The following is a 24,594-nucleotide window of genomic DNA, read 5'->3' on the forward strand; positions in this document are numbered from 1 at the left end:
TGCTCGGACCGACCGACCGGCTGATGGATCGACCGACTGACGGGGGTTGCACGGTGTTGGTGTCAGGCGAACCGCTCACGCCCGATTCGCAGCCTCGGGGGCTGATACCGGGTGACTGGGAGGTGCTGCACACCGTCGCGGACGTGTTCACCCGGTTCTCGGTCCAGGCGCTGGAGGCCAAGGACCGGCTGGGCAAGGTCGACGGCAAGGACCTCTGGCGGGGCGATGCCGCCGAGGGGTTCCGCAAGGATCTGAAGCTGGTCACCGACGTCCTGAAGCTGCACGGCAAGGAATACCCGAGCGTCGCCAAGAAACTGCGCGAGTTCGCCGAGGTGCTGCGGTTCGCCCAGGGCGAGTGCGCCAACGAGATCATCCCCAAGGCCAAGCAGGCGTTCTGGCTGATCGAGGCGCAGGCGAGGGAACAGGAGTCGTACGACCTCGCCAAACGCAACCAGGATGTACAGAAGGCCAACGGCGTCGGCAAGGAGTGCCTGCCGCAACTACCGCACAAGCCCGAGGGAAACCCGGGCGCCGACCTGTTGCGCGAGGCGCAGGCGCAGTTGCAGCGGGTCCGGGAGCGGGTGGAAAAGGCCGACGCGCACGCGATGTTGGAGCTGCGGAAGTCGGCGGGTGTGCTGGATCTGGACCCGGACATCCGGAAGACGCTCGGCAATGCGGGCATCGACTTCGTCAAGGGTGGGGCCGCCGGGGTCTTCGAACTCGCGAGCTTCGCGTGGACGCTCGACCCGGGCCGGATCTTCGTGGACCCGATCGCCTACGCCACGGACCTGAAGGGCATCGCAGGAGGCATGCTCGGCATCGCCCGAGACCCGATCGGGTTCGCGCAGGACACCGTCGTCACCTCGTGGGAGGACTTCAAGAAGAACCCGGCGCGCTTCCTCGGCCACCTCGCCCCCGACCTGGCGTTGACGTTGGCGACGCGCGGCGGCAACAAGGCGTTGACGCCCGCCGAGCAGGCCGAGAAGGCCATCGCCAAGCGGGACAACCCGCGCTGCCGGGGTGCGGATGCGTGTACGCGCGAGGGCGAGCCGATCGACGTGGTCACCGGCGAGATGGTGCTGCCGCAGACCGATGTGACGCTGGCGGGGGCGCTGCCGTTGGTCTTGGAGCGGCATCACCGGACGGCGTTCGGCGGCGGGCGGTGGTTCGGCGAACGGTGGGCATCGACGCTCGACCAGTACCTGCAACTGGGCGCGGAGAGGGTCACGTTCACGGCCGCCGACGGGATGGTGCTGCGATATCCGGTGCCGCGGCCGGGCGAGCCGGTCATGCCGATGGGCGGCTATCGGTGGCCGCTGGTCTGGGACGGGGCGCCGAACGGGACGTTCACGGTGACCGATCCGCAGCGGGGCCGCATTTGGTCCTTCGCGGCGCTGCCGGAGGTGCTCTCGCGGCGAATACCGGTGCGCTCCTTGGTCGATCGCAACGGGAGCCGGATCGACTATCTCTACGACGACGCGGGCGTGCCGTTCGAGGTCACCCACTCGGGTGGGTACCGGGTCGCGGTGGACACGGCGGGCGGGCTGATCACGGGGTTTCGGCTGCTGGGCGCGGACCCCGTCACCCACATGAGATCCGACGACCCGACGGCCTCGATCCCCCTGGTCACCTTCGTCTACGGCGAGTCCGGCGACCTGTCGGAGGTCGTCAACTCCTCCGGCCGCCCGCTCCGCTTCACCTACGACGACCACCACCGCATGACGTCCTGGACCGACCGCAACGGCACCTGGTACCAGTACGAATACGACGAGGCGGGCCGCTGCGTACGCGGCTCCGGCATCGACGGCGTCATGGACAACTCGTTCGACTACGACGACGCGGCCCGAACAACCCGGATGACCGATGCCCTCGGCGCGGTCCGCGAATACGAATACAACGACTGGTCCCAGGTCGTCCGCGAGACCGACCCCCTCGGCGGCACCCGGTTCACGGAGTGGGACTCCTACAACCGCCGAGTGGCCGTCACCGACGAACTCGGCCACACCACGCGGTACTCGTACGACGCCCTGGGCAACACAGTCGGCATCGTCCTCCCCAACGGCACCTTCACCGTCGCCGACTTCGACCCGCTCCTGTGCCGCCCCACCCTCGTCACCGGCCTGGACGGCGGCCGGCGCCGCTACACCTACGACGAGCGCGCCAACCTCCTCACCGCCACCGACGAACTGGGCGCCGTCACGTCCTACGCCTACAACCCGTCCGGCCACCTGACGGCCACCACCAACGCCCTGGGCCACACCACCGAGGTCACCTCGGATCCCGCCGGCCTCCCGGTGTCGGTAACCGACCCCCTCGGCGCCACCACAAGCCTCACCCGCAACGCCTTCGGCCGAGCCACAACCCTGACCGACCCGATGGGCAGCACCACCAGAACCGCCTGGACCGTGGAAGGCAAGCCCGCCTGGCGCCAACGCCCCGACGGCACCCACGAATCCTGGACCTGGGACGCCGAAGGCAACCTCCGCCACCACGTGAACCCGGCCGGCTTCACCACCAGTTACGAATCAACCCACTTCGACCTCCCGGCCGCCCAAACCGGCCCCGACGGCGCCAGGCTGGAGTTCACCTACGACCCCGAACTCCGCCTCACCAAGGTCACCAACCCCATGGGCCTGACCTGGCAATACGAATACGACCCGGCCGGCCGCCTCACGTCCGAAACCGACTTCAACGGCCGAGAACTCACCTACCGCCACGACGCAGCGGGCCGACTGATCCAGCGGATCAACGGCGCCGGCGAGATCGTCTCCTACGTCCGCAATGCGGTGGGGCAAGTCGTCTCCCAGCGCCAGGAAGCAACCACCCACACGACAACCTATCGCCACGACGCCGCAGGACGCCTGCTCCAAGCCGTCACTCCAGACGTGGACCTTCTCTTCACGCGAGACGCAACCGGCCGCATCACATCCGAGACCACCAACGGTCGTACCCTCTCGAACGAGTACGATTTGCTCGGTCGCCGGGTGCGACGAGAAACCCCCGGTGGCCACATCAGTGAATGGTCATCGAATCCCGCCGGGCAGCCTCTTTCTCTGCGCACTGCCGACCGCACTCTCGAATTCACCCATGACGCCGCCGGTCGCGAAATAGAACGTCGCTTCGATAAGCGGATCACATTTCATCGATCATGGGATAATTTGAACCGCTTGACCGAGGAATCGGTCACGCTCGACAATCCCATCAGTGCGCTGGCTGCAATTTTTGATCCGACTTCAGGCGTTCGAGAAGCCCACCACAGGAAATACACCTATCAAGCCGGCGGCTTGATTGCCACGATAGAGGACAGCACTACCGGTTTGGCAACGTATGATTCGGACGAGTCCGGTCGGGTTACGACCGTCAGGGGTCACGGGTGGATCGAACGGTATGCTTATGACCTTGCCGGGAATCAATCTAATGGCTCCTGGCCCGGGGAAGACAAGACAGCGCAAGGCAGTCGCGAAGTAGTAGGAACCCGCATAGCAAGGGCCGGGAAGATTTTCTATGCGCACGACGCACAAGGGCGAATCGTGCGACGCACCCAGAAAACGCTGTCCGGAAAGTTGAAAACATGGACTTACACCTGGGATGCTGAAGATCGCCTCATAGAGACTGTTATACCCGATGGCACTACCTGGCGCTATACATACGATCCGATGGCGCGTCGAATTAGCAAGATGCACGTGGAATCAAGCACTGAAATAATATTTTCCTGGGATGGCGTTCAACTGGTCGAACAGGATCACAATTCAGATATAACCACGTGGGATTACGCTCCGAGCAGTTGGCGGCTGCTCGTCGAAAATCGAAAGCCGCAGGGAGACGACACGCAATCGTTTGCCATTTTGACCGACAGGGTCGGAGCCGTCCTGCGGTTGCTCCACACGGATGGACCCCCTACTCCTGTCCGGCTTCAGTCCCTATGGGGAAACCAAACCCACAATGACCCCAGGCAGACGAATCCTTGCCGTATACCCCGACCCGGCCACTATCTGGATGATGAAACAGGGCTTGAGTACAACTACTTCAGATACTACGAGCCGGCAACGGCGCAATACCTCTCGCCGGACCCGCTGGGCCTCGCGCCGTCTCCAAATCACCATGGCTATGTCACCAATCCGACCGAGCAATTCGACCCCCTTGGCCTGGCTCCGTACGGGCTCCAGGATGGAAGCGGTCCCGTCCCCGGAGTTTTGGAGGTGAGTGACAGAGTCAAGTCAAATGCCGCTTTCCTCAACTATTTCCCGAAGAGAGGAGCAATGGAGTACGTATTCGACCCCGAACGCGGAATCCTGGTCACCGGAAAGCCCTCTTCCCATTTGAATATGAACGGAAGCCCTCATCAACAGCTCGCAGCAACCATCGATGGCAATCCGAGAAAGGTCGTCGGAGGTACTCTGAGCAGAGATAAGGATGGCAAATTCATAATGACGGAGAACAGTGGGCACTACGGCGAGAACTGGACCCCGGCCATAGCACAACAGTTCGACAAATTCCTCAAGGACCACGGCATCCCCGCCGAGCATATTGCATGGGAACAGCAATGAAAAATTGGACTCCGCTATTCGATCGCGGGGATGGCACATGGGTCGGCGTCGACGAAAGCGGCGATATCGGCGTAGGCTCGCAGGAGCACATCAAGGCGAAGGTTCCGATTTCGAACCCCGTTCCGCTGTGGCCGCTCCTTGAGAGAGATTTTCGATCAGTTCACGAGCTGCTGGTCTCAGAGTGGCCCCGCCTGGAACCTGCGGGCAGATCCAGACCAGAGCAACTCATCGAGAAAATCATTGTGTCGGCCATGGGCTCCGGGTCTCCTTACTGGGTCGAGCGGGCCGTCGCGTGGATATCAGATATGCCAAAATCCGATTTTGATGAGATTCTATTGACCTCGCATCTTCGGATGATTCGCGTCGATACATCTATGCCTCAAGCACTTAGACATCGCGCCGCAAAACAATCCAAGAGATGGTCCCAGCAGGAATGATGCAACCGGACCGAAGGTCCCGGAGGAATCGCCGCGGCTGGGCGCCGGGGACGCCGATGGGTCACGTTCAGATGGAGGGCCACACGACTCCAGCCCGTCCACGGCAGTTCGACGGGTGCAGGTGTGCGCCTCAGGACCACATCGACTGCCCCGCCCATCCGTGACGGGGCGTCAAAAAATGGTTGGTCGCTCGATCGGGTGAAAGTTGGGCATCGGCGATTAAGCGGCCGTTACGGTTCGACTACGGAAAGCGGCGATCACCCCTCAGAAGGTGATCGCCGCTAGTCAACCCGCTGTACAACGCAGCGGACCAACCGAAAGGCAACGCCGTGGTCCCGGCGCATCCTCAGGCACAAGCATGCCTGAACTACCCCTCTTCGACCACCGATCCGGCCAGGATTCCCCCGAATGCGCGTCGCGCCGTGTGGTTGGGTGCCGTGCGCCGTGATCCGGAGCTCAAGCGCACGCTGCTGTTGTTCGCACTGTTGCTCGCTTCCTACGCGAAGTCCGACGGCACCGGCATCCGCGTCACGCACGCCATACTCGCCGACGACGGTGGTTTCCATCTCTCCACTGTTCGTCGCGCCCTCGACACGTTGCAGCGACGCGGGCTCCTGCTTCAGGTCCACCGCGGCCATCGGCTCGGGAACGGCAACTCGTCGCTCAGCGAGTACGCCCTGCTCATCCCCTCAACGGATCATCCGGACGGACCGTTGAGCATCGGCTCAACTGCCCACGGAGACGAGCCGTTGAGCCCTTCGCCCGACACCACTCACAGGCGCTCGAGCGCTCACCACGGCGCCTCAACGGTTCACCCGGATGAGCCGCTCCCTGTAGTTACCTCTATCAGGGAAGGAACGGGGTCTCCCCCCACTCCCTCCCGCGCGAGCCCGCCGGACAACGCGTCGTTCCGAGCGGCGAAGGCCTTGGTCGAACAACTCCCGCCCGAGTCGCACGAATTCCTGATGCCCGGCCTGCACCGCGTCGCGCTCAAGCTCGCCCAACGCACCGACCGGGACGTCCTGATCCACGATCTCGCCGACACCATCCGCACCTGCGGACCACTCACCGGCCCCGGAATCCGCTCACCACTGGCCGTCCTGCTGTACCGCCTCGACGAGGCGATCGCGATACACGCCACGATGCGCGAGACCTTCCGCCGATCCCTGGGCGGAGACCCGACACCCACCTCGGCGGCACCACCCCCTTGCGACTGCAAGGGCGGTTGGCGCGGCGAGGACCACGAGGGCCGCCCGATCCCGTGCACGACCTGCAAACCGCGCTACGGCGGCACACTGGCACCGCCGTTCTGACCACGACCCGGCTGCGGGCGAAGTGCGCTGCTCAGCGGCCGCGCGCACCCTTGAGGGTTCGCACGAGCGTGGCCCAGGACGCCGCGGGGACGCAGAAATGGCCGCGCTCACGGCACTTGGTGTCCCGTACGGCGGTGGCCAGGGGCGCCGGGGCCACCTCCACACATGAATTCTCGTTGCTGGCGGCCGAGTAGGACGAAGTCCGCCAGGGTCCGGTGATCTCGTTGCTCACAGTTCCTCCAGTCGTCGGCGGATCAAGCTCTCGGTGGCCTCCGCCGACAAGGCATGCATCTTCAGGTGGTCGAGAATGCGACGGAAGCGTCTGACTTCGATGTCGCCGTCACGAATCACGAGACCGCCTTGGTGCTCCGAGACGGCAACGCTCGGTTCGTGAGCGCTTGCGAAGTCGAAGAGTGTGATCCCTCCTTCGATCGGTCGAGACGCGGACTCGAACGGAACGACGTGAAGTTCGACGTTCGGCAACTTACCGATCTTCAGCAGGTGTTCGAGTTGCCCGCGCAAGACCTCCCGCCCACCGGTGTACACGTAGAGCAGTGCCGCGGCCATCGTTACGGAGACTGTCACATCTCCCGCCAGTAGTTTCTGGCGGCGCATCCGCACTTCGAGAAGGACGTCGGCTTCATCGGGATCGGGTACCAACGGGGCGGTGTCGAACAGCGCCTGTGCATAGCCTCTCGACTGAAGCAATCCAGGCATCACGCTCGACCCTGCGGCGTGAATGGAGGATGCCTGAGCCTCCAGCGAGATGTACTCCTGAAGTCGGGCACTGAGGATCGATTCGTACTCCAACCACCAGCGCGAGCCGCGAGTGTCCTCGCGCCAGCCCTCCAAACGTGCCGTCTCATCCTCGGTTGCCTCGTACAGTCCGCACAACCGGCTGAGGTCGTGGCGCGACAAGGAGACCTTGGCCGTCTCGATCCGGACGACCTTGGTGTGGCTCCAGCCGCATGTCTCCGCGACCGACTCACCGGTCAAGGCCGCGCGAACTCGCAGGCGCCGGAGCTCGGCGCCGAGTCTCCGACGTGCGTAGGTAGGCGTCAAAGCCATCCCGAACCACCCCCACTGATCAATCCGATGGGCTCGAATCCTGCGGCAGGGTACGTCGGACGTCCGCTTCCATTTGTCCGGTTACGAAAGTTCCACCTGATCGAGCTGCGCAACCTGGCGGGCACATGTGCGCGCGCACTATCGTCCACCGAAAGCCGCTCACGCTGTGTGGAGCCTTATCCACTCTGCGCGAAGCGACATGCATCGATCCCATTGGAGACGCGCATGTCCACATCCATCCTCAAGGGCTGCGTGCCGATCGCCTCGCTGACGTGTACGGCGGACGCGCCGTATGCCCCGGCCGTGCGCGGGGTCGTCGTGGCGGCACTGACTCGACTCGGGATCGCGGACGAAGAGTTGCTCCGGCTGGGCGAGTTGCTCACCACCGAGGTGTTTGCCAACGCCGTGCGGCACGCCCCGCGGACGCGGGTCCGGGTGCGAGTGTCCTACGACCGCCCCGGCGCACGGATCGTGGTCGACGTCGAGGACGGCAGCCGCGCCCTGCCGGCGCGGACCGGGCTGCCGATGGGCGGGCTCGCCGACCACGGCCGAGGTGTACCGCTGCTGGAGGAGTTGTCCCAGGCGCACGGGTGCAAGCCGCTCGTGCGCGGCAAGCGAATCTGGTTCGCTCTTCGTGTGCCGCAGGCGGATCCGGTTCGCTGCCTTCGAGCCGGTCGGGCGGCCGAGGACCTCGATCGGGATTGACCGACAGCACTCGCGGCTTGAACCGACCGCATAATCAGGCCACTTCTGGTTTGCTGGGGGCAACCGTGTCGTCTCCGAAGCCGGAAAGGCTCTGTACTGCCGTGGAGTTGCTCGCGATTGTCCTGGTGTCCGGAATCGGCGGAGGCGTGCTGGTCCGGGCCGCGCGAGTGGCTCGTATGTATGAACTGGCGGCTTGGCGGCGGTGGTTGCCGTTCGCGCTCGCCCTGGTCGGGGTCGCCACCAGCTTGTTTCAGGCCGAGGATGTCGTGCTGGTCGCCGCGCTGATCGCCCTGCCGTGTTACGTGGCCTCGGTGTTGTTCGCGCAGGCGGAGATCCACCGGGAAGCCGACCAGGCCCTCCACGGCTGACGCGACCGACTCGGCCGGATCGTGCCGTCAGTCTTCGGGGAGCCGCGGTGGCGCGGGTTTCAGTCCGTCCAGGGTGAGGTCGAGGAGGCGTTCGGCCTGTCCTCGCTGCTCGGGCTTGGCCGAGGTGAGTGCGATACCGGCGAGGGCGGCGAACATCTCGGTCGCGCTGATGTCGGACCGGATCGTTCCGGCGGCGGTATTGGCGTCCATGAGGGCAGAGAGCGCGGCCTGAATCATCTCGTGGCTGTCGGCGTAGGGGTTGGCTCCCGTATTGACGACGGCTCGCAGGGCCTCGGCCATGCCGAGTTTGGCCGTGGCGTAGTCGATGAAGCGGCGAGTCCAGGCCCGCAGGGCCTCGGGCGGCGGCATCGTGGCAAGGAGACCGGGCACAGCGTCACACAACCGGGCCACTTCGTTGCGGTAGGCCGCCTCGATCAGGGCCTCCCGGGTGGGGAAGTTGCGGTAGAGGGTGCCGGTTCCCACGCCCGCTTCCCTGGCGATGCGCTCGAAGTGCGCGTCGAGTCCCTCCTCGGTGAACACGCGCACCGCGGCGGCCAGGATCTTGTCCCGGTTGCGCTGCGCGTCGGCCCGCAGTGGGCGTCCTGCGTCTCGGGCCATCTGCGGCTCTCCCCTCGTCACCATTTGCTAAGTGGAGGCGGCGCCACTTAGCCTGGGTGAAGTGGCGGGGCCTCCACTTTCACTTTAGGGCATGGGCATGGCCCGCCCTCATTCCTCTTCCGGAAGGACGATCATCATGTCGGGAATCGAAGGCAAGGTCGTGGCGATCACGGGCGCCGGCAGCGGCATCGGCGAGGCGACCGCGCTTCTGCTTGCCGAGCGCGGCGCGAAGATCGTCCTCGGGGCACGCCGTCCGGAGCGCCTCGAGGCTCTGGCCGCCCGCATCGAAACGGCCGGCGGCGATGCCGCCTGGGTTCGCACGGACGTGACGCGACGAGCGGACATGTCCGGCCTGGTCAAGCTGGCACGCGATCGGTACGGCAAGCTCGACGTCCTCGTCGGCAATGCCGGAGTCGGTTTGCTCTCCCGTCTCGATGACCTGCGCGTCGACGACTGGGAGGAGATGATCGACGTCAACCTCAAAGGCGTCCTGTACGGAATCGCCGCCGCCCTTCCCGTCTTCCGGGAGCAAGGCTTCGGACACTTCGTCAACGTCGTGTCCACCGCCGGACTGCGCATCGTGCCGCTCCAATCGGTGTACGCCGGCACGAAGAACGCCGTGCGCACCATCTCCGAGGGCCTACGCCAGGAGGCCGGCGACAGCCTCCGCGTGACCGTCGTCTCACCCGGTGCCGTCCGCACGGATTTCGCGGAGCGCATGGATCCGGCTGTGCGGGACCAGGTCGACAAGCTGATGGAGATCGCTCTTTCGCCGGACGCGGTGGCTCGCGCCATCGCCTTCGCCATCGAGCAGCCGGACGGGGTCGACGTGGGTGACATCGTCGTTCGCCCCACCGCCCAGGGATAGATCTGCGCAGCCACGCAACTCCCAGCCGCCGCCCCCTACGACCCCGGACCCAGCCCCAGTCCGAAGACCCGCCAGCGTTTCGGCGTCACCACGCCCAGGCTCGTGCCCTCGCGGGAGAGCGGGCGGCGCTGCTGGGCCAGGCCCGCCTCGCCCAGGATGTGCCGCATGGCGAACTCCCAGCGCTCCTGGGCCCACTCGTCCTCGCGCATGGCGACCTCGCCCCACACGATGACGTGCGCGATGTCGCCGTCCCGCGCCATCGACAGGCACACGCGCGGGTCGTGCTCCAGATTCGCCTTCTTGGTGCGGCCGGTGAGGCTGAGGTAGAGATACTCGTCGTCGTACGCGAGCATCACGGGCGTCACGTGCGGCTCCCCCGTCGGGGTCACCGTGCCCACGTGCACCCAGTGCTCCGGATCGCCGAGCATCGCGTCCAGAGCCGTCCTCAGTTCGGGGTCGATCATGGAGGATCCGCCTTTCGCAGCACAGGGGCCTCATGGTCACCGTACTGCGCCCTTCGCCCCACCGGTCACGTGATCACCGTCCACGAGGTGAACGGAGATCGTCTCCAGGTGCGCCGAGATCATCTCGAGGTCTACGGAGATCGACTCGACGTGCGCCGAGATCGTCTACCGGTGCACGGAGACCGCCCACCGGCGCACGAGGATCCTCTAGAAGTCGTCCGGGTACGGCGCCGACAACACCTCGGCCCCGGCGGGCTCCGGCGTGACGTAGCCCGGCAGCAGTTCGGACAACAGCGCCCGCACCGCCTTCGTGTCGTTGACCGCAGCCGCGTCGTACAGCTCCGGCAGCCGCACCACCGCGTCCAGTGCCTGGCCCGGCGGCACGGTCGCCTGGATCCGCCGGTGTTCGGTGGGCAGGCGTTCCTCCGTGGTCGAGAACAGCGCCTCGTTCAGCTTTTCGCCGGGCCGCAGGCCGGTGAAGCGGATCGGTACGTTCGGCAGGTTCACCTGCTCGGCGAACTTGTGCACCAGGTCCACGATCCGCACCGGCTCGCCCATGTCGAGCACGAAGATCTCGCCGCCCTGGGCCATCCGACCGGCCTCCAGGACCAGTCCCACGGCCTCCTCGATCGTCATGAAGAACCGGGTGACGTCCGGATGGGTGACGGTGACCGGGCCACCCGCGCGCAGTTGCTCGGCCAGTACGGACAGCAGTGAGCCCCGGCTGCCCAGCACGTTGCCGAACCGGACACCCGCGAACACCCCGGGCGCCTGCGTGTTCGCCTGCACGATCAACTCGGCCAGCCGCTTGGTCGCCCCGAGCACCGAGACCGGGTCGGCCGCCTTGTCCGTGGAGATCAGTACGAAACGTTCGACCCCCACGTCGAGCGCGGCCCGGACCAGGTTCTCCGTGCCCAGCACGTTGGACTTGACCGCCTCGCACGGATGCCGCTCCAGCAGCGGCAGGTGCTTGTGCGCGGCGGCGTGGAAGACCACTTCCGGCTTGAGATCGTGGAAGAGCTGCTCGATCCGCGGGCGATCCCGGATGTCCGCGATGACCAGCGTCTCGTCGTCGAGCAACGCCTCGCCCCACACGTCCAGTTGGAGACGGTGCAGGTTGGATTCGTCGTGATCGAGCATGTACATCCGGCTCGGCCCGAAGCCGTACACCTGACGGCACAACTCGCTGCCGATCGAGCCGCCCGCGCCGGTGATCAACACCCGGCGGCCCGCGATCACCTCACGCACCGACGCGGAGACCACATGCAGTTCCTGCCGGCCGATCAGCCGGTTGACGTCGAGCATGCGCATGTCGCTGCCGACCACGTCGCGCCGCAACGCGACCAGGAAGGACGGCAGATACCGTACGGCCGCGCCGATCGCGGCGGCCCCGGCGGCCACTTTGCGAAACTCCTCGTGCGGAAGCCCCGGGATGGCCAGCACGACCACCTCGATGCCATGCTCCAGTGCCACGTCGGTCAGGGCGGCCAGGCCGCCCAGAACCGGAAGCAGATGTTGCGGGTTGTCCGCGTCGGCGACCCGGATCCCGTCCTTGTCGGGGTCGTCGTCGAGAAATCCGATCGGACGCAACCCGAAATCGGGTGTCCGCAACAGATCTCGCGCCAACGCGCTGCCCGCCGACCCGGCCCCCACGACCAGGGTCCGCAGACCCGCTCCCGAAATGTCCGTCGCTGCAGAACTCCGACCCATCAAGCCCCCCTCGGTCAGGTGCAGCGTGATCGGCATCGGATCGTGCACCGACCACACGCGGCATCGACACGCCGGTGCGGACAGGCGTCCCCCATCGCACCACGCCCACCCCGGCGGTCGTACGCGACTGCTCCAATTGCCCCACGACCCCGGTGGCCCCACAGCCCGCGACGTCACTTGCGGCCCAGACGCATCGGATGGACCAACAGCCGCGCAGGCAACCACCGGCACTCGGGATTCAGCGTACGGCCCACCCTCGGCCCCCGTCGCGGTTTTGCCCAAACACCCGCAACTTCGCCTTTTCCGTGTCCGCAAAGGATCACCGCGTGATCGCCGGGGTTTTCCCGGCCCGTTCCCCTGCCGCCGTGCCGCCGTGCCGCCGTGCCGTCATGCCGTCATGCCGCCGGGTCACCCACCAGACCCGCCGAGACGGGCGTATCGCGCGGCTCGCCCGGCCCCGAACTCCCGCGGAGCGCTGCGGAATCGGCCCCGCCATACGACGAATCGGCCCCACTCGCGACAATCGCGAATGGGGCCGACCCGAAATCCCGGACTTATCACCGCTGTTCGGCCGTACTCACCCGGCCGGTCGACCCCGACGAGCCGACCCGGACGCATCGACCTCGACGCATCGACCCCTGCCGACAGGCCCATGGTCGGCCGCGGTCGACAAATCCCGATCGGTCCCCCGCCGGCAGAACCCGATCGATCAGTCGACCACCGGCGGAGCCGTGGTGCGGTCGCCCACCCACGTCTCCTCCTCCTCGTGCAGGTAGTCCGCGCGCTGCCGCCGGTTGCGCTGGTCGCGCCCGCCGTCCGTGCCCGTCCCGCCGCCGCCGCGCATGCCCGCCGCGCCCCGGCCGGCCAGGCCGCTGCCGCCGGAGGAGAACTGGCCCGCGCCCGCGGCACGCGGAGTCCCGCCGACCACGCCACCGCTCTGCCCGGTGAACCGCCGACCGCCACCGGCGCCACGCGGGCCGGTGCCGCCGCCGGGGTTGTTGTGACCGGCGCCACCGCCGGTCGGGCCACGCCCGGTCGGCCGGCCGCCGGTGAGGCCCTCGGCGTTGGAGGTCATGTTCGGACCGCGCCCGTTGGCCGTCGGGTTCGAGGTCAACTGCGCCTTCGAACCGCCGGACTTGCCGGGCGGGAAGCCACCCGTCTTGCCACCGGGCGGGAAGCCGCCGGTCTTGCCGCCGGGGAACATCGGCAGGCCGGGGGGCTGCCCCTGCGGGTTGCCGCCGCCGGGCGGAGTGCCGATCGGACCCGGAGCCGTCGGACCGGGATCGGGCAAGGTCGCGGGGCCGTTCCGGAACGGCTCCTGACCGAGCAGACCGGTGTCCTTCGGCGGCACGTACCCGCCGCCGTCGATGCCGCCGCCGACCGAACCGACGACCCCCGAGCCGTTCGACCCGTCGATCAGGTTGTCGCCACCGTTGCCCGAAGGGCCGTGGCCGGGGATCAGTGTCCCGCCGTCCTTGCCCACGGTCGTCTTGACCGTCGAGTGATTCGAGGTCCGGCGAGGGCCGTTGGATGTTCCACCACCGCCGCCGTGCGACACCGTCGGCAACGCGGGCAGCGGCGGGAAGTCGATGGCCGGCGGCTTGGTCAGCGTCTCGGTGGTCACCGTGTAGGTGCTGCTCAGGCTCTCCATCCGACGGATGGCCTCCTGGCGCGCCTTCTCCAGCTCGGTCTTCGCCGAGGCCACCATGGCCTTCTTGTCCGGGGTGTCCCCCGGCTGGCAGACCAGCCGCTTCTCGCCGTTGCTGTCCACGATCGTCTTGGCGTTCGCGGGCACCTCCGGCATGGTCAGCAGCGCGAAGCTCAGCTCGCTGCCCGCGTGGTCCATCGCGGTGCCGACCTTGCCCGAGTGCTCGGCGAACTTGCGGGTCGCGACCATGACCTTGCCGGTCCACTCACGAAAGCTCTCCGCGGACTTCCCGGTCCACTCGAGGCGGCTGATCCGCGTCTCCAGTGCCGTCGTCAGCGTCTCCAGCGTCTCCTTGGCATCGAGCAACGCCTTTCCCGACGCCGTCAGTTCGGCAGGCCGTGCGCCGTCGATCATGCCCTTCAGCGCTTCGTGCGAGTATTCCTCGAAGTTGGTGGGTCCACTTCCCCACCCGCCACCGCCACCGCCGGCATCCAGCATGTCGTCACCCCGTCCCCGTAGTTCCCGTCACGTCGAATCCCGAGCCGCTCAGGGCTTCTTCGCCGGCGGTGCGGGAGCCGGCGCGTTGTTCGCGTAGTCCTCTTGCAGAGCCTTGTACTTGGCGGTGAACTCCGCCTCGTTGCCCTCGTACGTGCCCCGCACGTACTGGACGGTCATCTGCATCGCCTCGATCTGGCGCTTGAGCTGCGTCGACAGATCGATCAGCTCCTGGCGCACGTCGACGTACGCGGACCACAGCCGGATCGCCTCACCGAAGTTGCCCGAGGCGTCCAGTTCCACGCGGTTGTCGACCAGCTTGTGCGGTGCCGCAGTGGATGCGTCCAGGTCGTCCAGCGCGCGCTGGACGTCCTTTTGGAACTGCACCATCGATTCCAGCCCGACGGACAGCGCCTGCATGTCCGACGAGGACACCCCCGTGGGTCCACCGTCCCCGATATCCGCGATGAGCATCTGCCACACTCCCCCGTGCGTGGAGCCGATACCTCACCCGTCACCACGCAGCTAGTTGCCAACGCGCCGCACGTTGCCCCGTTTTCCGAGGCGCCGCATTGCGGCACACCCGTATCGGTCTCCTCAGACTACATAGCGGATGTGACCCATGGGTACGGGACAACCCTCACGTCGACCCCGCTCCGGATATCGATTCGATGAACCGCCGGAGCACTCTTCGCCGGGAGGATTCGCCCGGGATCCGGCTACTCGGTCTCCTCCGCGAGCTCCAGCCAGCGCATCTCCAACTCGTCGCGTTCGTCCCGGATCGCCCGTAGTTCGGTGTCCAGCGCGGAGACCTTGTCGAAGTCGGTGGCGTGCTCGGCCAGGCCGTCGTGCACCTTCTTCTCCCGATCGGCCAGCTTGGACAACTGCCGCTCCACCCGCTGGAGTTCCTTCTTGGCCGCGCGGGTGTCGCCGCCACCGCGCCGGGTCGGCGCGGCGGTTGCCCCCGCCTCGACCGCATCCCGGCGACGCTTGAGGTATTCCTCGATGCCGCCCGGCAACATCCGCAGCGTGCGGTCGCCCAACAGCGCGAGCACGGTGTCGGTGGTGCGCTCGATGAAGTACCGGTCGTGGCTGACGATCACCAACGAACCCGGCCAGCCGTCGAGCAGGTCCTCCAGCTGGGTCAGCGTCTCGATGTCCAGGTCGTTGGTCGGTTCGTCCATGAACAGCACGTTCGGCTCGTCCATCAACAACCGCAGCAACTGCAGCCTGCGCCGCTCGCCGCCGGACAGGTCGGAGACCGGCGTCCACTGCTTCTCGCCGGTGAAACCGAACTGCTCGCACAGCTGACCGGCCGTCATCTCCTTGCCCTTGCCGATCTCGACCCGCTCGCGGATCTGCGACACCGCCTCCAGGACCCGCAGCGTGGGCGGGAGTTCGGCGACCTCCTGGGAGAGGTAGGCGAGCTTGACGGTACGACCGACCACGACCTTGCCGGCGGCCGGCTGCTTCTCCTCGTACGCCGCGTCCTTGAGCGCGCGCAGCAGCGAGGTCTTGCCCGCGCCGTTGACCCCGACCAGGCCGATCCGGTCGCCCGGGCCCAGGTTCCAGGTCAGGTGCTCCAGCAGCGTCTTGGGGCCCGCCTCGATCCGCACGTCGAGCAGCTCGAAGACGGTCTTGCCCAGCCGGGCGTTGGCGAAGCCGCGCAGTGCCAGGGTGTCGCGCGGCGGCGGCTCGTCGGCGATCAGCTCGTTCGCCGCCTCGATCCGGAACTTGGGCTTGGAGGTGCGAGCCGGGGCACCGCGGCGCAGCCACGCGAGCTCCTTGCGGACCAGGTTCTGCCGCTTGGTCTCCTCGGTGCTCGCGATCCGCGAGCGCTCGGCCCGGGCCAGCACGTACGCCGAGTAGCCGCCCTCGTAGTCGTGCACCTTGCCGCCCTGCACGTCCCACGTGCGGGTGCAGACCTCGTCCAGGAACCAGCGGTCGTGGGTGACCACGACCAGCGCGGAGCGCCGGGTCTTGAGGTGGCCGGCCAGCCACGCGATGCCCTCGACGTCGAGGTGGTTGGTCGGCTCGTCCAGGATGATCAGGTCGTGCTCTTCGATCAGCAGCTTCGCCAGCGCGATCCGGCGCCGCTCGCCGCCGGACAGCGGGCCGATCACCGAGTCGATGCCGCTCTCGAAGCCGGGCATGGCCAGCCCGCCGAACAGCCCGGTCAGCACGTCGCGGATGCGCGCATCGCCCGCCCACTCGTGCTCCGGGCGGTCGCCGACGATCTCCTGGCGCACGGTCGCCGCCGGATCCAGGTCGTCCTGCTGGCTCAGGATGCCCAGGCTGAGCCCGCCCACGTGGGTGACCCGGCCGGAATCGACCGGCTCCCGCTGGGCCATCACCCGGATCAGCGTGGTCTTGCCGTCCCCGTTGCGGCCCACGACGCCGATCCGGTCGCCTTCGGCCACGCCGAGGGACACCTCGTCGAGCAGGGTGCGCATGACATACGCCTTGCCGACTGACTCAAGATTGACCAGGTTCGCCATCAGACCGAACCGCCGTACCGCAACGCTCGCATTCGACCAACTCTAACGGTCCGCGCTACACCGTGTTCTCGCGCTCCACCGGAACGACTCGGCGCGGCAGCACCCGGGCCCCGGGCACCGCGCCGAACGCGACCCGCGCGGCCCGGCAGGTGCCCGATTCGGTCAGCCGCTCGGCCACCACATGCGCGGTCTCCCGGTCCGGCGCCAGGAACGCACAGGTGGGCCCGGACCCGGACACCAGCGAGCCGACCGCCCCCGCGGCCATCCCCGCGGCCAGCGTCGCGCCCAGCGCGGGCCGCAGCGACAGCGCCGCCGGTTGCAGGTCGTTGACCAGGTTGGCGCCCAGCGCGTGCGCATCGCCCGCGCGCAGCGCGGCGATCAGCTCCTCGCGCGGCGCGGGGCGTCCGACCGCCTCGCCCGCCGCCTCGCGCAGCCGGTCGCACTCGCCGTACACGGCCGGCGTGGAGAGCCCGCCGTCGGCCAGCGCGAACACCCAGTGGAAGCGCGCCGTGGTCGGCACCGAGGCCAGCCGCTCGCCGCGCCCGGTGCCGATCGCGGTACCGCCCAGGTCGGAGAACGGCACGTCGCTGCCCAGCTCGGCGCCGAGTCGGCGCAACATCTCGCGAGGCGTGTCGCCACGCCACAGCGTGTCGCACGCGAGCAGCGTCGCCGCCGCGTCCGCGCTGCCGCCCGCCATGCCGCCCGCGACCGGGATGCCCTTGCGGATGTGGATGCGCACGTTCGGCTCGCGGCCGAGCCGGTCGGCGAGCAGGATCGCCGCGCGCGCGGCCAGGTTGCTGTGGTCCAACGGGACCTCGTCGATGCCCTCGCCCTCGCAGGCCAGGCTCAGCCGGTCCGCGGGCGTGACGGTGACCTCGTCGTACAGGGACACGGCGTGGAAGACACTGACCAGCTCGTGGAAGCCGTCCGGCCGCACCCCACCGACCGCGAGCTGCAGATTGACCTTCGCGGGAACACTGACGGTGACGGAAGACACGGCTCGTGGAACTCCTTCGTGGCCCTGCCGGGCCTCTTCGGACGTGGGCCGTGCGAACTCCTCGGCACCGTCGTCGATGGTATCGACGGTGCCGGCGCGCCCTCAGTCGCGGGGCTCGTTCGACCCGGCCGGAGGTACGGCTTCACCCGGCGACGTGCGGTCGTCCGGGTCGGGACGGTCACCCGCCTCGGGACGGTCACCCGCCGCGGGACGCTCGCCGGCCCCGGGGCGGTGCTCGGCGATCCTGGCGAACGCCTCGACGCCCAGCGCCTCCCCGCGCGTGCGCGGATCGATCCCGGCCGCGCGCAGCGCCTGCTCGGCGCCGGCGGGGGAGCCGGCCCATCCCGCCAGGGCCGCCCGCAGCGTCTTGCGCCGCTGGGCGAACGCCGCGTCCACGACCGCGAACACCTCCTGGCGGGTCGCCGTGGTCTCCGGCGGCTCGCGGCGCACGAACGAGACCAGGCCCGAGTCGACGTTGGGCGCCGGCCAGAACACGTTGCGCCCGATCGCGCCCGCGCGCTTGACGTCGGCGTACCACGCGGCCTTGACCGACGGCACGCCGTACACCTTGCCGCCGGGCGTCGCGGCGAGCCGGTCGGCCACCTCGGACTGCACCATCACCAGGAGCCGCTCCAGCGACGGGAAGGTCTGCAACATGTGCAGCAGCACCGGCACGGACACGTTGTACGGCAGGTTCGCCACCAGCGCGGTGGGCGGCGGGCCGGGCAACTCGGTCACCGTCATCGCGTCCGCGTGCACGAGCGCGAAGTCGGCCGCCCGCTCGGGCATCCGGGCGGCGATGGTGGTCGGCAGGTGGCGGGCGAGCACCGGGTCGATCTCGACCGCGACCACCCGTGCGGCGCTTTCCAGCAGGGCCAGGGTCAGCGAGCCGAGGCCGGGGCCGATCTCGACGACGACGTCCTCGGGTCGCACGCCCGCGGTGCGCACGATGCGCCGCACCGTGTTGGCGTCGATCACAAAGTTCTGGCCGAGCTGCTTGGTCGGGCGCACACCCAGGGCCTCGGCGAGCGCACGGATGTCCGCGGCACCGAGCAGTCCCGGTCCCGCGGGAAGATCACTCACGAGTAGAGCCTACTGCCGCACAGCGGCCACGGACTGGCCCCCCGCTGGACGAACATGAGCTTTGCCCGATATGTCTGTTCCGATGCCGGTGCCTGACTCGCCACCCCGGTGCCGCCCATCGACTGCCAGGTCTGCGCGTCGAACTGGTAGAGCCCGTGATAGGTCCCCGACGCGTCCACCACGTTCGCCCGGCCGCCCGACTCGCACTGCGCGAGCGCGCCCCAGTTGAGCTGATCGGCCCCGGCCACCGAGTCCGGCTTCTCCTTGGTGCCGACCTTGACGATTTGGGTGACCGGCTCCTTGACCACCTTCTCGGAGATCTTGCGCGGCTCCTGCTTGACGCCGTTGATCGTCTCGTACGAGTAGGTGATCTGGCGCAGTCCGGTCTCGCCCTTGGTGACGACCGTGTCGGTGCCCTTGTACTGGGTCGGGTCGTCCTGCTTGGTGGTCTTGAACGGGATCTTCTCGTCCTTGGTCACCGTGGTGCCGGTGACCCGCAGGATCGAGACGGTCTGGCCCTGCTGCGGATACGAGTCGGTCGGCGTGTCGATCCGGTCCTGCGGCCCTATCGAGATCCCGGCCTGCTCCAGCGCGGCCTGCACGGTCGCCGCGTTGGTCCGCAGCGGCACCGTCTTGCCGTCGACGAGGAAGGTGATCGCCCGCTCGGTGCGCACGTCCAGGTTGAGCCCCTGCCGGCCGATCGGCAGGTCGCGGGAGACCGACAGGTAGGCGCCGTCCGCCCGCACGCCGACCTGTTCGAGCGCCTCGGCCACCGACTTCGCGGTCACCCAGACCTGCTGTGGCCGGCCGTCGACGGTCAGCGTCAACAGTCGGCCGTAGCGCACCGCGACGCGGTCGCCGTCCTCCAGGCTCGCCTTGCGTCCGGGCGCCACGATGTCGTGCTCGCCGACCTTGACCTCCTGGCGGTCGAGCAGCCCGGAGACGTTCGAGGCGAACGTGTGCACGGTACGCTCCTCGCCGTCCACGACGAGCTTCACCGTCTTGTCGTAGGCGACGAAGGCCGTGGTGCCGCCGACCAGGACGGCGACCACGAGGGCCTGCGGAACGAGAGTGCGCAGAGAGGGTCCGGGGCGACTGCCGCCCCTGCCCGCCCGGGCGGTGTTGCGCCTGCGGGCGGAGCCGGCGGAACGACTCAACGGTGCTCCTGAGGGATTCCGAGGGGACTGGTTCCGGGGGTGATCCGGGCGCCGGGGCGCTGTTCCGCCCGACGAGCATCGGACTGTACACCGGCGCGGAGCGTGCGCCGCCCGTCCCCCGGTCGTCCGGGTGACGGGCGGCAAACAGAGGTAACTAGTGCCGCGCGAAGGTACGTTCGGCGTTGGCCGCGAGCGCGCCGGCCAACTCGTCCTCGGCCAGGCCCTTGACCGCGGCCATCGCCCGCACGGTGATCGGCACCAGGTAGGGGGCGTTCGGTCGGCCGCGGAACGGCACCGGGGTCAGGAACGGCGCGTCGGTCTCGACCAGGATCAGGTCGATCGGCGCGACGGCGAGCGCGTCCCGCAGCGGCTGTGCGCTCGGGTAGGTCACGTTGCCCGCGAAGGACATCACGTAGCCGAGTTCGGCGCACGTCTTCGCCAGTTCGGCGTCGCCCGAGAAGCAGTGGAAGACCACCCGTTCCGGTGCGCCCTCCTCGGCCAGGATCCGCAACACGTCCGCGTGCGCCTCGCGGTCGTGGATCACCAGCGGCTTGCGGTGCCGCTTGGCGATCTCGATGTGCCGGCGGAAGGACTCCTGCTGCGTGGCCACACCCTCGTCGCCGGTCCGGAAGTAGTCCAGGCCGGTCTCGCCGACCCCGCGCACGTGCGGCAGGGCGGCCAGCCGATCGATCTCGGCGAGCGCCGCCTCCAGCGCGGCCGCGCCGCCCGGTGCCCGGCGCTGCCCGGACCAGCCGTCCGGGTCGCCGAGCACGATCCGCGGCGCCTCGTTCGGATGCAGCGCCACCGTCGCGTGCACCCGCTCGTGTGCGGCGGCCGTCTCGGCCGCCCATACCGAGGACGGCACGTCGATGCCGACCTGGACCAGCGTGTCCACGCCGACCTCGGCGGCGGTCGCCAACGCGTCGGCCACGCTCGCCTCCTGGAGGTCCAGGTGCGTATGCGCGTCCCAGACGGGCACCCGCAGTGGCTCGGGCGCGGGCGGCGGGGTGGTGTCCCGGGCCCCGCCGTCCCGACGCTTGCGCTTGCTCAACGGATCACGCGTCCTTCTTCTCTTCGAGGCGCGGGAACAGGACCGCGCCCTTGGTGACCGTCGCCCCCGCCGGCAACTGCCCCCAGCGGCCCGCGTCCTGCACGTGCTGCGCGGCCAGCGGGCCCAGGTGCGGCTCGGCGCCGAGCGAGTCCCACAACTTCTGTGCGGTCGCCGGCATCACCGGGTTCAGCAGCACGGCGAGCGCACGCAGCGACTCGGCCGAGGTGTACAGGATCGTGGCCAGCCGGGCCCGGCCCTCGGGGCTGTCGTCCTTGGCCACCTTCCACGGCTCCTGCTCCGTGATGTAGCCGTTGACCAGCTTCACGTAGCCGAACACCGCGTCCAGACCGGCCTGGAAGTCCAGCGCCCGGACCCGGTCGTCGGCGACCGACACGGTCTCGATCAGCGCGCTGTGCAGCGCGCCCTCGGCGTCCCCGTCGGCGGTGGAGGCGGGCAGCGCGCCGGCGAAGTACTTGCCGACCATGGCCGCCACGCGCGAGGCGAGGTTGCCGAAATCGTTGGCCAGCTCCGAGGTGTACCGCGCGGAGAAGTCCTCCCACGAGAAGGACCCGTCCTGGCCGAACTGGATCGCGCGCAGGAAGTAGTAGCGGTAGGCGTCCACGCCGAAGTGGTCGGTGAGTTGCTGGGGCGAGATGCCGGTCAGGTTCGACTTGCTCATCTTCTCGCCGCCGACCATCAGCCAGCCGTTCGCGAACACCCGGCCGGGCACCGGCAGGCTGTTGGCCATCAGCATCGCGGGCCAGATCACCGCGTGGAAGCGCAGGATGTCCTTGCCGACCAGGTGCACGTCCGCCGGGAAGGTGCCCTCGAACTTCGCCTCGTCCGCGCCGTAGCCGACCGCGGTGGCGTAGTTGAGCAGCGCGTCGATCCACACGTAGATGACGTGCTTGGGGTCCCACGGAACCGGGATGCCCCAGTCGAACGTGGACCGCGAGATGGACAGGTCCTGCAGGCCCTGGCGGACGAACTGGAGGACCTCGTTGCGGGCCGAGGCCGGCTGGATGAAGTCCGGGTTGGCCTCGTAGAACTCGATCAGCCGGGGACCGTACTCGGAGAGCTTGAAGAAGTAGTTCTCCTCCTTGAGCATCTCCACCGGGCGCTTGTGGATCGGGCACAACTTCTGCCCGTCCTCGCCGTCGAGCAGGTCGCCCGGCGCCTTGTACTCCTCGCACGCCACGCAATACGGGCCCTCGTAGCCGCCCTTGTAGATCTCGCCCTTGTCGTACAGGTCCTGGACGAACTCCTGGACCCGGTCGGTGTGTCGCTTCTCGGTGGTGCGGATGAAGTCGTCGTTGGCGATCTCGAGGTGCTCCCAGAGGGGCTTCCACGCCTCCGTGACCAGCTTGTCGCACCACTCCTGCGGAGTGACGCCGTTCGCCTCGGCCGTGCGCATGATCTTCTGACCGTGCTCGTCCGTGCCGGTGAGGAACCACACCTTCTCGCCGCGCTGGCGGTGCCAACGGGTGAGCACGTCGCCTGCGACGGTCGTATAGGCGTGGCCCAGGTGCGGGGCGTCATTTACGTAGTAAATGGGCGTTGTGACATAGAACGCCTTCTCGCGCTCGCCCGCAGTGATGTCAGTGGTTCCAGTGGCCGCCATACCCGGAATCCTACGGCCGGCGCGACGGCGCCCGCCCCCGAGTATCGGCGGGGGCGGGCGACGGCGTGCGGGCGACCCGGAGCGGGATCAGGCGGAGCGGTGCAACGACGGCAGGTGCCACCGCGAGGCCCCGCGCGGAGCGGGCACCGCGGCCGGCTTGTCGGCCTTCGCGGCCTTGACCGGCTTCACCGCCTTGATCGACTTGCCGGCCCTGACCGCCCCGGCACCCGAGGTGCCGGTCGCCGAGGCGACCCGGCCGGCCGGGAGTATGCGCAGGCGGGTGCCCTCGCAGTGCTCGCATGCGGGCTTGGTGAACGGGGACGGGACCAGCGCCCCCTCGGAGTAGTAACGGCAGAGACGCAATCCGTGCAGATCGGTCGCGTGGTGGATCTCGTAGTCGCGCTCCCAGCCTCGACCACACGACATACAAACGAAGGCGTAGGACTCGTGCACCACCGTCGGGTTCTCCATGACGACCTCCTCACACGGGTGCGCCCACCGACTCGTTCAGGGGGCTTCCCGTGACCGGTATCCATGGAATGCCCGAAGGCGGCCCTCCGTATCGACACATACGGTTCCTTGACGGGCGCCAACACGGAATATGGAGAACCGGAAAGACTCATCACCCAATCGAGTGCTGTGCCGTACCTGCCCGTTGCGAGCGCTTGACCGTCGGTCCCGTGTACAGCCGGACCGACCTCGAACCGGACGGACACACTGCGTCGTCGATCCCGCACGCAGCGTCCCGACACCCGGGGTCGGCCGCCGGCGGGTCAGCTCTTCTCGGCCTTCTTGGCCGCCACCACCGCGTCGAAGACCACCCGCTTGGGCACGCCGACCTCGGCGGCCACCGCTGCGATCGCCTCCTTGCGGGGTTGCCCGGCGGCCTCGCGCCCGGCCACCCGCTCGACCAGCTCGGCGGGGCCGATCTTCGAGGGGTCGGCGGGCGGCGCGCCGGCGACCACGACCGTGATCTCGCCGCGCACTCCCGGCTTCGCCCACTCGGCGAGAACGGCCAGGGTGTCCCGGCGGACCTCCTCGTACGTCTTGGTGAGTTCGCGACACACCGCGCCGCGCCGGTCGGCGCCCAGCGCCTCGGCCATCGCGGCCAGCGATTCGGCGAGCCGGTGCGGCGCCTCGAAGAAGACCATCGTGCGCGGCTCGGCGGCCAACTCGGCCAGTCGCCGACCCCGCTCGCCCGCCTTGCGCGGCAGGAACCCCTCGAAGCAGAACCGGTCCACCGGCAGGCCGGACAGCGCGAGCGCGGTCAGCACCGCGGAGGGCCCGGGTACGGCGGTCACCCGGATGTCCTCGGCCACCGCCGCCTCGACCAGCCGGTAGCCCGGGTCCGACACCGACGGCATGCCGGCGTCGGTGACCAGCAGCACCCGCTTGCCTTCGCGCAGCGCCTGGACCAGCTCCGGCGTGCGCGCCGCCTCGTTGCCCTCGAAGTACGACACGACGCGCCCGGGCACCTCCACGCCGAGCGCGCCGGCCAGTCTGCGCAGCCGGCGGGTGTCCTCGGCGGCCACCACCTGGGCCGCGCCGAGTTCGACGGCGAGCCGCGCGGGCGCGTCGCCCACGTCACCGATGGGGGTGCCGGCCAGTACGAGTACGCCGCTCTGAGTGCTCTGCTGTTCGTGTTCCACTGCGCCATCCTCCCCTTTGACGCGCCCCGGTTGGCCCGCGCGTCAATACGATGCTCGGGTGACGAGTGACGTGGCGACCGATCAGCCGACCCGAAAGCACCCTCCGGAGGGGGATGTGGCGTCCCCCGGCGGCACCGGAACCGCGCGTCCGGAGCCGCGCGGGTGGGCCTGGTCGCTGGCCCGATTCGGATACCGGGACCGACCGCAGACCTCGCTGCGCGAGCGGTTGGTGCCCTCGTACACCGACAACAGCCCGTACACCGGCGGCGGCTGGCTGCCCTGCATCCTGGTGACGCT

At 68.6% G+C, this 24,594-nt stretch carries 22 protein-coding genes; 7 read left to right on the forward strand and 15 right to left on the reverse strand.

What is annotated here, in order from left to right; translation table 11 throughout:
* Nucleotides 1-23 precede the first annotated feature (23 nt).
* From ACFZBU_RS23205 to ACFZBU_RS23215, 3 genes are all read left to right on the forward strand, one after another.
* Complete coding sequence (locus ACFZBU_RS23205; protein ID WP_391585501.1) at nt 24-4,547, forward strand: DUF6531 domain-containing protein; 4,524 nt, start codon at nt 24-26, stop codon at nt 4,545-4,547.
* The gene (locus ACFZBU_RS23210; RefSeq protein WP_391585502.1) at nt 4,532-4,984 is read left to right on the forward strand and encodes a hypothetical protein; all 453 of its coding nucleotides are present in this window, start codon (nt 4,532-4,534) and stop codon (nt 4,982-4,984) included. The genes ACFZBU_RS23205 and ACFZBU_RS23210 overlap by 16 nt, the downstream gene beginning before the upstream one ends.
* 926 nt (nt 4,985-5,910) lie before the next feature.
* Nucleotides 5,911-6,297, forward strand: a complete 387-nt coding sequence (locus ACFZBU_RS23215; protein WP_391585503.1) for a hypothetical protein — start codon at nt 5,911-5,913, stop codon at nt 6,295-6,297.
* Nucleotides 6,298-6,328: 31 nt separating this feature from the next.
* Here the strand turns inward: ACFZBU_RS23215 and ACFZBU_RS23220 are convergent, their stop codons facing one another.
* Together ACFZBU_RS23220 and ACFZBU_RS23225 are read right to left on the reverse strand one after the other, a co-directional pair.
* Nucleotides 6,329-6,529 (reverse strand): DUF397 domain-containing protein, encoded by a 201-nt coding sequence (locus ACFZBU_RS23220; RefSeq protein ID WP_391585504.1) that lies wholly within the window; start codon nt 6,527-6,529, stop codon nt 6,329-6,331.
* On the reverse strand, nt 6,526-7,365 hold the full coding sequence (locus tag ACFZBU_RS23225; protein ID WP_391585505.1) for a helix-turn-helix domain-containing protein: 840 nt from the start codon (nt 7,363-7,365) through the stop codon (nt 6,526-6,528). Before ACFZBU_RS23225 ends, ACFZBU_RS23220 begins: the two co-directional genes overlap by 4 nt.
* 225 nt (nt 7,366-7,590) lie before the next feature.
* Here ACFZBU_RS23225 and ACFZBU_RS23230 point away from each other — a divergent pair, with 225 nt between their 5' ends.
* Together ACFZBU_RS23230 and ACFZBU_RS23235 are read left to right on the forward strand one after the other, a co-directional pair.
* Nucleotides 7,591-8,070 (forward strand): ATP-binding protein, encoded by a 480-nt coding sequence (locus tag ACFZBU_RS23230; protein ID WP_391585507.1) that lies wholly within the window; start codon nt 7,591-7,593, stop codon nt 8,068-8,070.
* A 101-nt stretch (nt 8,071-8,171) separates the two neighbouring features.
* Nucleotides 8,172-8,438: a hypothetical protein gene (locus ACFZBU_RS23235; protein ID WP_391585508.1), complete on the forward strand. Its 267-nt coding sequence runs from the start codon at nt 8,172-8,174 to the stop codon at nt 8,436-8,438.
* 27 nt (nt 8,439-8,465) lie between these two features.
* Here ACFZBU_RS23235 and ACFZBU_RS23240 read toward each other — a convergent pair whose 3' ends face one another.
* Nucleotides 8,466-9,056, reverse strand: coding sequence for a TetR/AcrR family transcriptional regulator (locus ACFZBU_RS23240; protein WP_391585509.1), 591 nt, complete (start codon nt 9,054-9,056; stop codon nt 8,466-8,468).
* Nucleotides 9,057-9,192: 136 nt separating this feature from the next.
* Between ACFZBU_RS23240 and ACFZBU_RS23245 the strand changes: the two genes are divergently transcribed.
* Nucleotides 9,193-9,924 (forward strand): SDR family oxidoreductase, encoded by a 732-nt coding sequence (locus ACFZBU_RS23245; protein WP_391585510.1) that lies wholly within the window; start codon nt 9,193-9,195, stop codon nt 9,922-9,924.
* A gap of 35 nt (nt 9,925-9,959) precedes the next feature.
* Here the strand turns inward: ACFZBU_RS23245 and ACFZBU_RS23250 are convergent, their stop codons facing one another.
* From ACFZBU_RS23250 to rsmI, 12 genes are all read right to left on the reverse strand, one after another.
* Nucleotides 9,960-10,388: a pyridoxamine 5'-phosphate oxidase family protein gene (locus ACFZBU_RS23250; RefSeq protein WP_391585511.1), complete on the reverse strand. Its 429-nt coding sequence runs from the start codon at nt 10,386-10,388 to the stop codon at nt 9,960-9,962.
* Nucleotides 10,389-10,595: 207 nt separating this feature from the next.
* Nucleotides 10,596-12,098 (reverse strand): polysaccharide biosynthesis protein, encoded by a 1,503-nt coding sequence (locus ACFZBU_RS23255; RefSeq protein WP_391585512.1) that lies wholly within the window; start codon nt 12,096-12,098, stop codon nt 10,596-10,598.
* 709 nt (nt 12,099-12,807) lie between these two features.
* Complete coding sequence (locus tag ACFZBU_RS23260) at nt 12,808-14,244, reverse strand: WXG100 family type VII secretion target (RefSeq protein WP_391585513.1); 1,437 nt, start codon at nt 14,242-14,244, stop codon at nt 12,808-12,810.
* 48 nt (nt 14,245-14,292) lie between these two features.
* Complete coding sequence (locus ACFZBU_RS23265) at nt 14,293-14,715, reverse strand: hypothetical protein (RefSeq protein WP_391585514.1); 423 nt, start codon at nt 14,713-14,715, stop codon at nt 14,293-14,295.
* A 245-nt stretch (nt 14,716-14,960) separates the two neighbouring features.
* A complete protein-coding gene (locus ACFZBU_RS23270; RefSeq protein ID WP_391585540.1) occupies nt 14,961-16,742 on the reverse strand; it encodes an ABC-F family ATP-binding cassette domain-containing protein in 1,782 nt (593 codons plus the stop codon).
* 52 nt (nt 16,743-16,794) lie between these two features.
* Nucleotides 16,795-17,736, reverse strand: coding sequence for a 4-(cytidine 5'-diphospho)-2-C-methyl-D-erythritol kinase (locus tag ACFZBU_RS23275; RefSeq protein WP_391585515.1), 942 nt, complete (start codon nt 17,734-17,736; stop codon nt 16,795-16,797).
* A gap of 102 nt (nt 17,737-17,838) precedes the next feature.
* Entirely contained in the window at nt 17,839-18,819 is a 981-nt protein-coding gene (gene rsmA / locus ACFZBU_RS23280) for a 16S rRNA (adenine(1518)-N(6)/adenine(1519)-N(6))-dimethyltransferase RsmA (protein WP_391585516.1), read from the reverse strand.
* On the reverse strand, nt 18,816-19,976 hold the full coding sequence (locus ACFZBU_RS23285) for a ubiquitin-like domain-containing protein (protein ID WP_391585517.1): 1,161 nt from the start codon (nt 19,974-19,976) through the stop codon (nt 18,816-18,818). The genes rsmA and ACFZBU_RS23285 overlap by 4 nt, the downstream gene beginning before the upstream one ends.
* A gap of 154 nt (nt 19,977-20,130) precedes the next feature.
* Nucleotides 20,131-21,027 carry a TatD family hydrolase gene (locus ACFZBU_RS23290; RefSeq protein WP_391585518.1) on the reverse strand — a complete coding sequence of 299 codons (897 nt, stop codon included), beginning with the start codon at nt 21,025-21,027 and terminating at the stop codon, nt 20,131-20,133.
* A 4-nt stretch (nt 21,028-21,031) separates the two neighbouring features.
* Entirely contained in the window at nt 21,032-22,648 is a 1,617-nt protein-coding gene (gene metG, locus ACFZBU_RS23295) for a methionine--tRNA ligase (RefSeq protein ID WP_391585519.1), read from the reverse strand.
* 87 nt (nt 22,649-22,735) lie between these two features.
* Nucleotides 22,736-23,119, reverse strand: coding sequence for a hypothetical protein (locus tag ACFZBU_RS23300; protein ID WP_391585520.1), 384 nt, complete (start codon nt 23,117-23,119; stop codon nt 22,736-22,738).
* A gap of 302 nt (nt 23,120-23,421) precedes the next feature.
* On the reverse strand, nt 23,422-24,297 hold the full coding sequence (rsmI, locus tag ACFZBU_RS23305) for a 16S rRNA (cytidine(1402)-2'-O)-methyltransferase (RefSeq protein WP_391585521.1): 876 nt from the start codon (nt 24,295-24,297) through the stop codon (nt 23,422-23,424).
* 58 nt (nt 24,298-24,355) lie between these two features.
* On the opposite strand from rsmI, the gene ACFZBU_RS23310 reads away from it, so the two are divergent.
* On the forward strand, nt 24,356-24,594 hold a 239-nt coding region (locus ACFZBU_RS23310), incomplete at its 3' end, for a hypothetical protein (RefSeq protein WP_391585522.1).

Source organism: Embleya sp. NPDC008237 (assembly GCF_042956465.1).
Taxonomy (GTDB): Bacteria; Actinomycetota; Actinomycetes; order Streptomycetales; family Streptomycetaceae; genus Embleya.

Excerpts from the sequence above, each read along its gene's own strand:
- ACFZBU_RS23250 (WP_391585511.1), bottom strand. The coding sequence starts at position 10,388 with ATGATCGACCCCGAACTGAGGACGGCTCTGGACGCGATGCTCGGCGAT.
- metG (WP_391585519.1), bottom strand. The coding sequence starts at position 22,648 with ATGGCGGCCACTGGAACCACTGACATCACTGCGGGCGAGCGCGAGAAG.
- ACFZBU_RS23230 (WP_391585507.1), top strand. The coding sequence starts at position 7,591 with ATGTCCACATCCATCCTCAAGGGCTGCGTGCCGATCGCCTCGCTGACG.
- ACFZBU_RS23245 (WP_391585510.1), top strand. The coding sequence starts at position 9,193 with ATGTCGGGAATCGAAGGCAAGGTCGTGGCGATCACGGGCGCCGGCAGC.
- ACFZBU_RS23300 (WP_391585520.1), bottom strand. The coding sequence starts at position 23,119 with ATGGAGAACCCGACGGTGGTGCACGAGTCCTACGCCTTCGTTTGTATG.
- ACFZBU_RS23225 (WP_391585505.1), bottom strand. The coding sequence starts at position 7,365 with ATGGCTTTGACGCCTACCTACGCACGTCGGAGACTCGGCGCCGAGCTC.
- ACFZBU_RS23240 (WP_391585509.1), bottom strand. The coding sequence starts at position 9,056 with ATGGCCCGAGACGCAGGACGCCCACTGCGGGCCGACGCGCAGCGCAAC.
- ACFZBU_RS23265 (WP_391585514.1), bottom strand. The coding sequence starts at position 14,715 with ATGCTCATCGCGGATATCGGGGACGGTGGACCCACGGGGGTGTCCTCG.
- ACFZBU_RS23205 (WP_391585501.1), top strand. The coding sequence starts at position 24 with ATGGATCGACCGACTGACGGGGGTTGCACGGTGTTGGTGTCAGGCGAA.
- ACFZBU_RS23255 (WP_391585512.1), bottom strand. The coding sequence starts at position 12,098 with ATGGGTCGGAGTTCTGCAGCGACGGACATTTCGGGAGCGGGTCTGCGG.
- ACFZBU_RS23260 (WP_391585513.1), bottom strand. The coding sequence starts at position 14,244 with ATGCTGGATGCCGGCGGTGGCGGTGGCGGGTGGGGAAGTGGACCCACC.
- ACFZBU_RS23210 (WP_391585502.1), top strand. The coding sequence starts at position 4,532 with ATGGGAACAGCAATGAAAAATTGGACTCCGCTATTCGATCGCGGGGAT.